This window comes from Corynebacterium lehmanniae (genome assembly GCF_043161975.1).
GTDB lineage: Bacteria > Actinomycetota > Actinomycetes > Mycobacteriales > Mycobacteriaceae > Corynebacterium > Corynebacterium lehmanniae.
The window spans coordinates 1086086-1098018 of sequence record NZ_CP170998.1 but is presented as its reverse complement, the minus strand read 5'-3'; the positions used below and the strand labels follow the sequence as shown (position 1 = coordinate 1098018).

Annotated in this window: 8 protein-coding genes; 4 read left to right on the top strand and 4 right to left on the bottom strand. The window is 65.6% G+C overall.

Annotated features, from left to right (window positions below; genetic code table 11):
* Nucleotides 1-20: 20 nt before the first annotated feature.
* The gene (locus ACF3NP_RS05255) at nt 21-1691 is read right to left on the bottom strand and encodes an L-lactate permease (protein WP_181888231.1); all 1671 of its coding nucleotides are present in this window, start codon (nt 1689-1691) and stop codon (nt 21-23) included.
* 166 nt (nt 1692-1857) lie between these two features.
* On the opposite strand from ACF3NP_RS05255, the gene argS reads away from it, so the two are divergent.
* The 4 genes from argS to thrB all read left to right on the top strand — a co-directional run bounded on the left by argS (nt 1858) and on the right by thrB (nt 7255).
* Nucleotides 1858-3510: an arginine--tRNA ligase gene (gene argS / locus ACF3NP_RS05250; RefSeq protein WP_181888232.1), complete on the top strand. Its 1653-nt coding sequence runs from the start codon at nt 1858-1860 to the stop codon at nt 3508-3510.
* A complete protein-coding gene (gene lysA, locus ACF3NP_RS05245) occupies nt 3511-4875 on the top strand; it encodes a diaminopimelate decarboxylase (protein ID WP_181888233.1) in 1365 nt (454 codons plus the stop codon). It begins immediately after the preceding gene.
* A gap of 86 nt (nt 4876-4961) precedes the next feature.
* On the top strand, nt 4962-6314 hold the full coding sequence (locus ACF3NP_RS05240; protein WP_181888234.1) for a homoserine dehydrogenase: 1353 nt from the start codon (nt 4962-4964) through the stop codon (nt 6312-6314).
* Between the two features lie 11 nt (nt 6315-6325).
* A complete protein-coding gene (gene thrB / locus ACF3NP_RS05235) occupies nt 6326-7255 on the top strand; it encodes a homoserine kinase (RefSeq protein ID WP_181888235.1) in 930 nt (309 codons plus the stop codon).
* On the opposite strand, the gene ACF3NP_RS05230 is transcribed toward thrB, so the two are convergent.
* The 3 genes from ACF3NP_RS05230 to ACF3NP_RS05220 form a co-directional block, all read right to left on the bottom strand.
* Nucleotides 7256-8563, bottom strand: coding sequence for an HNH endonuclease signature motif containing protein (locus tag ACF3NP_RS05230; RefSeq protein ID WP_070474839.1), 1308 nt, complete (start codon nt 8561-8563; stop codon nt 7256-7258). It abuts the gene before it with no gap.
* Between the two features lie 312 nt (nt 8564-8875).
* On the bottom strand, nt 8876-10021 hold the full coding sequence (locus ACF3NP_RS05225; RefSeq protein ID WP_070474840.1) for a glycerol dehydrogenase: 1146 nt from the start codon (nt 10019-10021) through the stop codon (nt 8876-8878).
* A 29-nt stretch (nt 10022-10050) separates the two neighbouring features.
* A complete protein-coding gene (locus ACF3NP_RS05220) occupies nt 10051-11781 on the bottom strand; it encodes a long-chain fatty-acid--CoA ligase (protein WP_392399017.1) in 1731 nt (576 codons plus the stop codon).
* Between the last annotated feature and the right edge of the window lie 152 nt (nt 11782-11933).

Sequence of the window (11933 nt, the reverse complement as noted above, 5' to 3'; positions counted from 1 at the left end):
CTCCGATATTCGGTTGTCAGTTACGGAACGACCGGCGCAAGCACGCTCAGAACGTTCGACTGAAGGAAGACTATCACGCACACTGCAACCAAGAAGCCGAAGCTCCAGCCGACGACATTCTTGAAGATCTCGGATTCCTTGCCCTCCATGTTCACCGCGGTGGCGGCGATGGCGAGGGACTGCGGGGAAATCATCTTGCCCACAACACCACCGGTGGTGTTGGCTGCCAGCATGAGGTCCGGGTTGAGCCCCAGGTTGTTCGCGGCGGTGACCTGCAGGTTGGCAAACAGGGCGTTGGCGGAAGTGTCGGAGCCGGTCACAGCCACGCCAACCCAACCGAGGACCGGAGAGAAGAAGGCGAACGCCGGGCCGAGGTTGGCGAAGAACTCGCCGATGGTCACGGTCTGGCCGGAGTAGTTCATCACGTACGCCAGCGCCAGCACGAGCACGATGGTCAGCGCGGACCAGCGCATCTTCCACACAGTATCGGTGAATTCTTTGCCCACCTGGCCCCAGGTCAGGCTGTAGCGGCCGTTCTCGTTGAACACCATGTACGCCACGGACACGATCAGGGCGGAAATGACCAGCAGCGTGCCCGGGTTGTTGATCCAGGCGAAGTTGTAGTCGCTGTTGACGGTCTCACCTGCGGCGTCGAGAAGCTTGCCGTCCAGGCCCGGCCACGGGAAGGAGATCTTGAACTTGTTCAGCCAGTCCGGGATGGTGCTGCCCAGGTTGGCCAGACCGAAGATAACCACAACAACTGCGTACGGCATCAACGCCATCCACACACGGTGTCCTGGCAGTTCTGCTTCCTCGGTGCGCTCCGGGAGTTCGAGGCGCTGGCGCATCTCGTTGATGCCCTTCGGCTGCCAGAAGCGCAGCAGCAGGAACGCCGCGCCGAGCGCGACGATGCAGGCGACGACGTCGGTGAGCTGGTAGGCGAAGTAGTGGGAGGTCCACCACTTGGCCACGGCGAAGGTCAGGCCGATGGTGAACGCGGCCGGTGCGGTTTCGCGCACGCCGCGCTTGCCGTCGATGATCAGCGCGATGATGAAGGGGACGAAGAACGCCAGGATCGGGGTCTGGTTACCGATGATCGCCGCGATGTTCTCGGTCTGCTCGACCGTGCGGCCGCCGACCTCGCCGGCGGTGGTGATCGGAATGCCCACGGCGCCGAACGCGACCGGGGCGGTGTTGGCGAGCAGCACCACGGTGGCGGCCTTCAGCGGCGGGATGCCCAGCGCGAGGATCATGGTGGCGGTAATGGCTACCGGCGCGCCGAAACCGGCGAGCGCCTCAAGCAGGCCGCCGAAGCAGAACGCGATGAGCATCGCCTGGATGCGCACGTCGCCGTTGCCCATCTTGTCGAAGACCAGGCGCAGGTCTTCGAAGCGGCCGGAGGCGACGGTGATCTGGTAGAACCAGATGGCCGTCAGGATCACGAAGACGATGGGGAACAGGCCGAACAGGCCGCCGCGGAAGGCCGAGGAGATGGCCATGCCGGTGGGCATATTGAAGCCGAGGATGGCTACCAGCAGCGCAACAACGAGCGCGACGGCGCCGGAGGTGTGTGCGCGGGCCTTCAGGCCGAGCAGCATGATGAAGAAGGTGAGCAACGGCAGGGTGGAAACCAGTGCCGAAAGGCCCACGCTGCCACCGATTGCGTCGGTGAACACTTGGAATTGATCCATGGGGGAGGCTCTTTCGAGTCAGTACGGGCAATGACTGGGAAACAATATGCCACCATAACCCCGGAAGTGACCAATAGAGGGGTATTACTTTGGTGTGACCTATTGCACCGCGGTGCCTGTGGGCATGCTTCGTGCGGTGTCGGCGGGTGTTTTAAACTTGTGCCCCATGACGCCAGCTGAACTCGCAACCACCGTGAAAGAGGCCGCGACCCGCGTGCTCGCCGCCCACGACCTCGACGCCTCCGTCGTCCCTGAGACCGTGACCGTGGAGCGCCCCCGCAACCCCGAGCACGGCGACTACGCCACCAACATCGCGCTCCAGGTGGCCAAGAAGGCTGGCACCAACCCGCGCGAGCTTGCTACTTGGCTTGTCGACGACCTGTCGGCCAACCCCGCAATCGACTCCGCCGAGATCGCCGGCCCCGGCTTTATCAACCTTCGTCTGGCCGCCGGCGCGCAGGGCCAGCTCGTGGCGAAGGTACTGGAGGAGGCCGAGAAGTTCGGTCACTGCGACCTGTACGCGGACGAGAAGATCAACCTCGAGTTCGTCTCCGCCAACCCCACCGGCCCGATCCACCTGGGCGGCACCCGCTGGGCGGCGGTGGGCGACTCGCTCGGCCGCGTGCTCGAAGCCGCCGGTGCTGAGGTGACCCGCGAGTACTACTTCAACGACCACGGCGGGCAGATCGACCGCTTCTCCCGGTCACTGGTCGCCGCGGCGAAGGGCGAGCCCACCCCGGAAGACGGTTACGGCGGCGATTACATCCGCGAGATTGCCCAGGCGGTCGTCGAAAAGCATCCTGATGCTCTCGACGGCACCGACGCCGAGGTGCAGGAGACCTTCCGCGCGGCTGGCGTGGAGATGATGTTCGCGCAGATCAAGCAGTCCCTACACGAGTTCGGCGTGGACTTCGACGTGTACTTCCACGAGAACTCGCTGTTCGAGTCGGGCGCTGTGGACAAGGCCGTGCAGACGCTGAAGGACAACGGCAACCTGTACGAAAACGACGGCGCGTGGTGGCTGCGCTCCAGCGACTTCGGCGACGACAAGGACCGCGTCGTGCTCAAGTCCGACGGCGACGCCGCCTACATCGCCGGCGACATCGCGTACGTGGCCGACAAGTTCGACCGCGGCCACACCCTGGCCATCTACATGCTGGGTGCGGACCACCACGGCTACATTGCCCGCCTCAAGGCCGCGGCGCAGGCGCTGGGCTACAACGCAGACGCTGTCGAGGTGCTCATTGGCCAGATGGTGAACCTAGTGCGTGACGGCCAGGCCGTGAAGATGTCCAAGCGCGCCGGCACCGTGATCACGCTCGAGGACCTCGTGGACGCTATCGGCGTCGACGGTGCGCGCTACTCGCTGGTGCGCTCCTCGGTGGACTCCACCCTGGACATCGACCTGGACCTGTGGACGAAGCAGTCCTCCGACAACCCCGTCTACTACGTGCAGTACGCCCATGCCCGCCTGTGCTCCATCGGCCGCAAGGCGGAGGAAGCTGGTGTGTCCTTCGCTGACCCGGACCTGGCGCTGCTCACCCACGACAAGGAGGGCGACCTCATCCGCACCCTCGGCGAGTACCCGGCCGTCGTGCGCGCCGCCGCCGAGCTGCGCGAACCGCACCGCATCGCCCGCTACACCGAGGAGCTGGCAAGCGCGTTCCACAAGTTCTACGACTCCTGCCAGATCCTGCCCAAGGCTGGCGAGGACGCGGAGCCGATCCACACCGCGCGCCTCGCGCTGGCGATGGCGTCGCGCCAGGTCGTCGCAAACGCGCTCGGCATGATCGGCGTGAGCGCACCGGAGCGGATGTAAATGACCGTTTTTGTCTCCACGCCCTACGAGAAAGACAGCGGCGACTTCAACGACCTGCCCGCACACGTCTGGCCCCGCTGCGCCAAGCGCGAAGAAGATGGCGTGGTCACCATCGCCGGTGTGCCGCTTTCCGAGATCGCCGCGGAGTACGGCACCCCGGTCGTGGTCATCGACGAGGACGACTTCCGCTCCCGCTGCCGCGACATGGCCGCCGCGTTTCTGGCGCCAGGCAACGTGCACTACGCCTCCAAGGCGTTTCTGACCCGCCGCGTGGCGCGCTGGGTGGATGAGGAGGGCCTCGCCCTCGACGTGGCCAGTGAGAACGAGCTTCGCATCGCTTTGGCCGCGGACTTTCCACCGGAGCGCATCACCGTGCACGGTAACAACAAATCGGACGAATTCCTGCGACTGTGCGTGGAGTCCAAGGTCGGCCACGTGGTCATTGACTCGCACCAGGAGCTGGCGCAGCTCGAGGCCGTCGCTAAGCAAGCTGGCGTAAAACAGGATGTCTTCGTCCGTGTGAAGCCCGGCGTGGACGCGCACACGCACGAATTCATCGCCACCAGCCACGAGGACCAGAAGTTCGGCATCTCGCTCGCAACCGGCGACGCACTGACGGCCGCCACCGCAGCCATCGCATCCGACTGGCTGGAGCTGACCGGCCTACACTGCCACGTCGGCTCGCAGGTCTTCGACGCCGAGGGCTTCAAGCTCGCCGCCGAGCGTGTGCTGGGCCTGTACGCCGAGATCTGGAAGACCCAGGGCGTGGCGCTGGGCTACCTCGACCTCGGCGGCGGCTACGGCATCGCCTACATGCCGGGGGAGTCGCCCCTGGATGTCAACGCTGTGGCGCGCGACCTGCTCGCCGCCGTCCAGGAGGTCGCCGACGAGCTGGGCATCGCCGCGCCCACCGTGGTGGTCGAGCCCGGCCGCGCGATCGCCGGCCCGTCCGCGGTTACCGTGTACACCGCCGGCGTGATCAAGGACGTGGACACCTCGTACACCACCTCGCGCCGCTACATCGCCGTCGACGGCGGCATGAGCGACAACATCCGCCCCTCGCTGTACGGCGCGCTTTACGACGCCCGCGTGGTCAACCGCTTCACCGATGGCGCCCTCACGGACACGCGCCTGGTGGGATCCCACTGCGAGTCCGGCGACATTCTGGTGGAGGAGGCCTCCTGGCCCGACGACATCGCCCCAGGCGACCTCATCGCCCTCGCCGCCACCGGCGCCTACTGCTACTCGATGGCCTCGAACTACAACGCGTTCGGCCGCCCGGCGGTGGTTTCAGTGCGCGGCGGTGAAGTCACGCCGATGGTGCGTAGGGAGACGGTCGAGGATCTCATCGCCCGCGAATATTAATTGACCGTCGGTGCCATTTGCGCGATAGTAGACAAAGCGGTTCACCGCTGATCCCCGCCACGTACGACGAAGGAGCTACACGCAACATGACTTCCGCCACCGCCGAGGGATACAACGGCAACTACCCGGGCAAGGGCATCGGCACCCCCGTGGGCATCGCCGTGCTGGGCAAGGGCACCGTCGGTACCGAGGTGCTGCGCCTGCTGTCGGAGTTCTCCTCGAACTTGGAGCACCGTATCGGTAGTCCGATTGAGGTGAGGGGCGTTGCGGTATCGGACGTCGAGAAGCATAAGGATGCTCCCGAGGTCCAGGGCTTGTACTTGACCGGGGATGCGCGCGAGCTGGTCACCCGCGACGACGTGGACATCGTGGTCGAGCTGATCGGCGGCATCGACTACCCGCGCGAGCTCGTCCTCGAGGCGCTGAAGGCGGGCAAGTCCGTGGTCACCGCGAACAAGGCCCTTGTGGCCGCCCACAGCGCCGAGCTTGCCGACGCCGCCAACGCCGCCGGCGTCGACCTCTACTACGAGGCGGCCGTCGCCGCCGCCATCCCGGTGGTGGGCATGCTGCGTCGCTCGCTGGCGGGCGACCAAGTGCAGAGCATCTCCGGCATCGTCAACGGCACCACCAACTTCATCCTCGACGCCATGGCCTCCACCGGCGCGAGCTACGAGGAAGCGCTCGCCGAGGCCACCCGCCTCGGCTACGCGGAGGCAGACCCGACCGCGGACGTGGAGGGCCACGACGCCGCATCCAAGGCCGCGATCCTCGCCTCCATGGGCTTCCACACCCGCGTGACCTTCGACGACGTGTACTGCGAAGGCATCACCAAAATCACCGCAGACGACATCGAGGCCGCGAAGAAGTCCGGCCACACCATCAAGCTGCTGGCCATTTGCGAGCGGCTTGTCGACGACGCCGGCAACACCACCGGCGTCAACGCCCGAGTCCACCCGACGCTGGTGCCCAACGAGCACCCGCTCGCTACCGTGGACAAGTCCTACAACGCCATCTTCGTCGAGGCAGAAGCAGCAGGTCGACTTATGTTTTACGGTAACGGCGCCGGCGGCGCCCCCACCGCATCCGCAGTGCTCGGCGACCTCGTCGGCGCTGCCCGCAACAAAGTCCACGGCGGTCGCGCCCCGGCCGAGAACCCTTACGCGGACTACCCGGTCGTCCCGTTCGAGCAGGTGACCACGCGCTACACCATCAACATGACGGTCAACGACCGCGTCGGTGTGCTCGCCGACCTCACCGCCCGCTTTGCCAAGGCCGGGATTTCGCTGTCCGCGGTGCGCCAGGAGGAGTCCGGCGACGGGGCCCACCTGATCGTTGTCACCCACGCCGCGCTCGAGGAGGATCTCAAGGCGATCGTGGAGCAGCTCACCGGCCACGACGACGTGCTCGCCGTCAACTCCGTTATCCGCCTCGACTCCTAAGGTTTCCGTCTATGGCTATCGATCTGCAGCCCGGCCTGAAAGTCAAGGTCACCGTCCCCGGCTCGTCGGCGAACCTGGGCCCCGGCTTCGACACCCTCGGCATCGCGCTGAGCATCTACGACACCGTTGAGGTCGAGGTCACCGAGTCCGGCCTCGACGTGGAGATCTTCGGCGAGGGCGCCGACGACCTACCCCGCGACAGCTCCAACCTCGTCGTCCGGGCCATCCAGTCCGGCCTGACTGCCGCCGACGTCTCCGCACCCGGCCTGCGCGTGGTGTGCCACAACAACATCCCGCAGTCCCGCGGCCTCGGCTCCTCTGCCTCGGCCGCCGTCGCGGGCGTGGTGGCCGCCAACGCGCTGGCGGGCTCGCCTTTGGACGAAGACGCCGTCGTGCAGTTGTCCTCCGAGTTTGAGGGCCACCCCGACAACGCCGGCGCATCAGCCCTCGGCGGGGCAGTGGTGTCCTGGACGGACATCCCCGTCGACGGCCAATCCAAGCCGTCCTACCGCGCCGTGCGCATCCCGGTCGACGAGTCCATCAAGGCCGTCGCCCTCGTTCCTGATTTCCACGCCTCCACCAACGCCGTGCGCAAGGTGCTGCCCAGCCACGTCACCCACACCGACGCACGCTTCAATGTCTCGCGCACCGCAGTGATGACGGCCGCGCTGCAGCATCACCCGCAGCTGCTCTTCGAGGGCACCCGCGACCGCCTCCACCAGCCGTACCGCGCCGACGTTCTGCCGGTGACGGCTGAGTGGGTCAACCGCCTGCGCAACCGCGGCCACGCCGCCTACCTCTCCGGCGCCGGCCCGACCGCGCTGATGCTCACTACGACTGAGGTGGAGCCTTCGCTTCTCGACGAAGCCCGTTCCGCCGGCCTCCGCGTCATCGAACTCGACGTCGCAGGCCCAGCCACCGCGGAGCTCGTGCGCGACTAACTATTCCGCGAACGAGTCACCCGGCGTAACTGTGTCGCGCAGCGGACCAGTGTGGTCGCGCGTCCTCGTCGGCAGGGAGCGGTTCCTAGACACATACTGCGTTCCGTCCTGAAGTCGGAAGTACAGGTCAGGGCCGTGCGGCTGAATATAGGCGAGTCCGTGGCTAATCTTTGCGTGGCAGCTCGAGCACAGTGGGATCAGGTTGTCCATGTTCGTCTCGCCACCTTCTTCCCATTCCCGGATGTGGTGGATCTCGATGAAACGCTTGTGGTTGCAACCGGGCATCGCGCACTGGTGGCCCCAGGCCGTGAGCAAGGCGAGCACCTGGGCGTCCGTGGCGAAGCGGCGGGACCGGCCGACGTGGATAGTCAGTCCTTTCTTGTCTAGCAGGTGCAGCCGAACATTCGCGTTTGCGATGTAGCTTCGAACCTCCGCTGAGCGAGCCGAGGTGTTCTGCGGCATCCATGCCCCGCCGTCCTCCGTGAGCACAATATTGACGTGGGCGCCCGGTGCGCGCAGGGCGCTGACTGGGTTCGTACGCACCATCTCCATCATGGCAACAAAAGCGGGGTAGAGGTCCTTCCTTTCCGGATTGCCGTAGCGGGACGGGGGCCGCAAGATGCTGTCCATGTCCAACTTTGTCCGTGGGCGTTCTGTTTCCACCGTCTCGTCTGCAGGGCACGCCTCCGGTTCGTTTTCTACTGCGTCAATGAGCCTCTCTAGCTCCTCTGGGTCTGCAAGCTCGTCCACATCGGGGAGTTCTGCGCAGTAGTTCGCCAACTGCGCGATTTTCAGCGCGCAGAGCAGCGCCTGGCCCTGGACAGCCGGAAGCAGTGCGCGGAAATCGAGCATGCCGTCCGTGCGAAACTTCGCGGTCACCACTGGTTCCTCCGGCTCCCGTTCCTCGGCGGGATCGCTGCCGGCAAGGACCTGCTCGAGTTCGGAGTAACCGTGAATTAGAGCGAGGTCTACCAGTTCTTCCTCGTTCTGCTCGTGCATGTAGCGCAGCAGCAGGCGCATGGTGGAGTACGGCATGATGCCGGAGCGAAACGTCTCATACAGCAGGCGGAATCTGCGAAGACCCCGGGAGACGTGGACGTATTCGTAAGCCGTGGCCGTGGCAAGGTTGAGCTCGCGTTTGAGCCAGGTGGCGGTGGATGTCTCACCTCGCTGGGAGGCGATGTCGGCTTCATCGAGTTGGCCGAGGGCGTTAAGCATTTCGGCGCGGTGGAAGTGGGAATTGCGGTGGTGGTGCTTTAGCTCGTCGATAAGCAGAGATGTGCGCTCGGTTTCGATGGCTGCTGTCATGGCAGGTCCCCCGGGGATGGTTTGGCGGTTGCTGTTTGGCGTCGAGCGTAAACGCAAGAGTGTTCGATGTAAAGGATTTTTGTGTTCATTTTAGTGGACATCTGGGGGCGGATCCTGCAATTGCGGAACCATCTCAAGTGCACATTTAGGGAAATGTCCGATTGTGTCCGATCGTTCCGCAACTGCAGAATGGAAAATGGAAAACGGGGGTATGTTCGATATGTCCGGTTGTGTCCGAACGTTCTGCAATTGCGGAAACAGGCATAAAAAGGGGCCGCACGAAAGCATCGTGCGGCCCCGGATCGCGCGAGTTTAGTGCTTCGCCTCGTACTTCTTCGGTTCCGGCAGGCCGCGCTCTTCGCGGACGCGGCGGGCGGTGTGCTCGAGGGTGATCAGCGCCTCGACAACCTGGGCCGGCTCGACCGGGAACGGCATGTTGTGGATGGTCTCCTCTTCGGCGGTCGCGGCCTTGGCAACAGCCTCGAGGACGTCGGTGTCCTCGGGGGACAGGCCCACCTCAGTCAGCGTGGTAGGCAGACCGACCTTGGTGGTGAACTCGATGAAGTCTTCGATCTCCTCGGAGTCGGCGCCCTCCATGATCAGCTGGGCGAGAGTGCCGATGTTGACCTTCTCGCCGTGGGAGAGGCCGTGGGTTTGCTCGGCGGCGGACAGGCCGTCGTGGATGGCGTGGGCCGCGGCCAAGCCGCCGGACTCGAAGCCGAGGCCGGACAGCAGGGTGTTCGCCTCCACCACGGCGTCAAGCGCCGGGGTGACTACGCCTGCGCGAACCGCATCGAGGGCGGCGAAGGAGTCCTTGCGCAGAATGTCAGCGCACAGCTCTGCAAGAGCAGCGCCTGCGCGAGTGGGGTGGCCGCCGTTCATGGTGGTGCCATTGCCCCTTGCGGTCGCGCGTGCCTCCACCCAAGTAGCCATGGCGTCGCCGATGCCAGCGATGAGGAACTGCTCCGGGGCGCCGGCGACCAGCTGGGTGTCAATGAGCACCAAGTCGGGGTTGCGGGGGAAGAAGCGGTATTCGTCGAAGGCGCCGTCCTCGGTGTATATCACCGAAAGCGTGGAAGTCGGAGCGTCGGAAGACGCCGCGGTGGGCACCGAAGCCCAGCGGATGTCCGCCTCGAAGCCGGCGGCCTTCGCGGAGTCGATGGCGGAGCCGCCGCCGAGGCCGACCACCACGTCGTAGTTATTGTCCTTGATCAGCTTGACCGTGTCGTTGACACGCTCGGCGGTTGCGAAACCTTCGAACTTGACGCGGTTGACCGGGAGGCCTTCCTTTTCAAACCCGTCGGTGAGGGACTGTTCGACGAGGCCCCACACCGTGTCGTCGGAAAGCAGCAGCGGGTTCTCGCCGAGCTGCTTCAGGTACTTGCCCAGCTCGTGGATGGCATCTTTGCCCTGCACGTAGCGGGATGGACTGGAGAAAATGCTTGGCTTTGCTGTCATGCCCCGCCATCGTACCGTGACTTTTCGCTTTACGACGTCGCCTTCGGCCGGCTGCCGGGGCCGGGCAAGGCGATGATGTCGAACTCGTCTTTGGCGAGGTGTTTGCGCAGGTCCTTCTTGTCGAACTTGCCCACGGACGTCTTGTCGATGGAGTCGACAAAGGTCCAGTACTCGGGCGCCATCCACTTCGGCAGCACGTCGGCGAGCCCGGCGCGCAGGCGAGCGGCGGTCTCCGCAGTGGGGGCGACCTCGGCGGTCAGCTTGGTCACAGCGAGGGGGCGCTCGCCCCACTTGTCGTCGGGGATGCCGATGACGGCGCACTCGATGACTTCTTCGGATTCCATGATCAGGTTTTCCACCTGGGCGGAGTAGATCCATTCGCCGCCGGAGCGGATGACGTCGCGGGCGCGGTCGTAGAGCGTGAGGAAGCCGGCGTTGGTCACGGTGCCCACGTCGCCGGTGCGCAGCCAGCCGTCGGCGGTGAAGTGCTCGCGCTCGTCGTCGACATCTTCGCCGCGGAAGCGCGAGGCGATCTCGCCGGGCTCCTGGGTGGGCGAGTGGTAGTAGCTGGCGGCGACCATGTTGCCGCGCACCTGGATCTCGCCCTGGGTGAGGTCGGTGGGCGCCATGACTTGGCCGTCGTTGACCAAGCGGTACTGCAGGGTGGGGGCGAAGCGACCCTGGGAGACGCGGTAGGCCCAGCGGGCCTCACCCGACGCGCCCGACGGCGGCCGCGCCACGGTGCCGACGGTGGAGGTCTCGGTCATGCCCCACACGTGCACCACGTCCACGCCGTAGCGCTCCTCCCAAACCTTGATCAGTGCGGGCGGGGCGGGGGAGCCGCCAACGAAGATCTCCTGCAGGCTCATGCGCTCGGGCGGGTTGTGCAGGTAGTGCACCATCAGCTGGATCCACAGGGTGGGCACGCCGTGCGCCACGCGCGGGTGGGTGCCGGCGATGAGCTTGGCCAGGGTGGGCGCGGACATGTCCGAATCCGGCAGCACCAGCGGAGTGCCGGCCAAAAACGCGGCGAGCGGCACGCCCCAGCTGAGCACGTGGTAGATGGGGATGCAGCACAAAAAGGTCTCGCCGTGGGTCACGGCGAGCGAGTCGGTGGCGCGCAGGCCCGTGGCCTCCAGCCACAGGGAGCGGTGCGAGTACGCCACGCCCTTCGGCGCGCCGGTGGTGGCGGTGGAGTACACCAGCGCTGCGGCGGTGTTTTCCGGCAGTTCGGGCCATGGGTAGGACGTCGGCCGGCCGTCGAGAAGCTGCTCGTAGCTGTGCACCTGGACTGTGTCGGGGAGGTGCGAAGCGGCGTCGTCAAGCGGGGCGATGCCTGTAAACGCCACCGCGCGCACGGTGGGGCAGTCCCGCAAGATTGCGCCGAGCTTCTCCGCCAGGCGCGGGTCCGCGACGATGACTTCGGACTCGGAGTGGTTGACCACGTACGCGATCTGATCCACCATGAGCTGCACATTCAACGGGTTGAACACCGCGCCCTTCGCGGCGACGGCGAACATCACCTCGATGTGCTCCGCGCAGTTGTACAGCAGCGTGGAGACACGCTGGTCGCCGTCGATGCCCAGGTCGCTGTGCAGCGCGTGCGCAAAAGCCGCGGCGCGCGCGCCAATCTCGGCGAACGTAGTCTCCTCCGCGCCGGATGCGCGCCACGTCGTGCACTTCGTGTTGGCGTGGGCGGTGGTGCCGAACTCCAAAATCCTGGCGACGGAGAACGGCACCTCCTGCATCGTTGAAAGCATGCAGGCCATGTTAGCGCGGGCCTGATTAGCGCAGGGCCTTCTATGCGCTACACTTTTGCGTGGATCGTGCGAATTGCACCCGTCCCGGAACTTTTCCGGTCGAGGGTGCTGGCGGAGCAACCGGGAGGAACGTTTCCCCGGGCCCGCGGGAT

What these genes read in the sequence shown, in the direction of transcription:
- argS (WP_181888232.1), top strand. Translation starts at nt 1,858, where the DNA reads ATGACGCCAGCTGAACTCGCAACCACCGTGAAAGAGGCCGCGACCCGC.
- ACF3NP_RS05255 (WP_181888231.1), bottom strand. Translation starts at nt 1,691, where the DNA reads ATGGATCAATTCCAAGTGTTCACCGACGCAATCGGTGGCAGCGTGGGC.
- ACF3NP_RS05225 (WP_070474840.1), bottom strand. Translation starts at nt 10,021, where the DNA reads ATGACAGCAAAGCCAAGCATTTTCTCCAGTCCATCCCGCTACGTGCAG.
- ACF3NP_RS05220 (WP_392399017.1), bottom strand. Translation starts at nt 11,781, where the DNA reads ATGCTTTCAACGATGCAGGAGGTGCCGTTCTCCGTCGCCAGGATTTTG.
- thrB (WP_181888235.1), top strand. Translation starts at nt 6,326, where the DNA reads ATGGCTATCGATCTGCAGCCCGGCCTGAAAGTCAAGGTCACCGTCCCC.
- ACF3NP_RS05240 (WP_181888234.1), top strand. Translation starts at nt 4,962, where the DNA reads ATGACTTCCGCCACCGCCGAGGGATACAACGGCAACTACCCGGGCAAG.
- lysA (WP_181888233.1), top strand. Translation starts at nt 3,511, where the DNA reads ATGACCGTTTTTGTCTCCACGCCCTACGAGAAAGACAGCGGCGACTTC.
- ACF3NP_RS05230 (WP_070474839.1), bottom strand. Translation starts at nt 8,563, where the DNA reads ATGACAGCAGCCATCGAAACCGAGCGCACATCTCTGCTTATCGACGAG.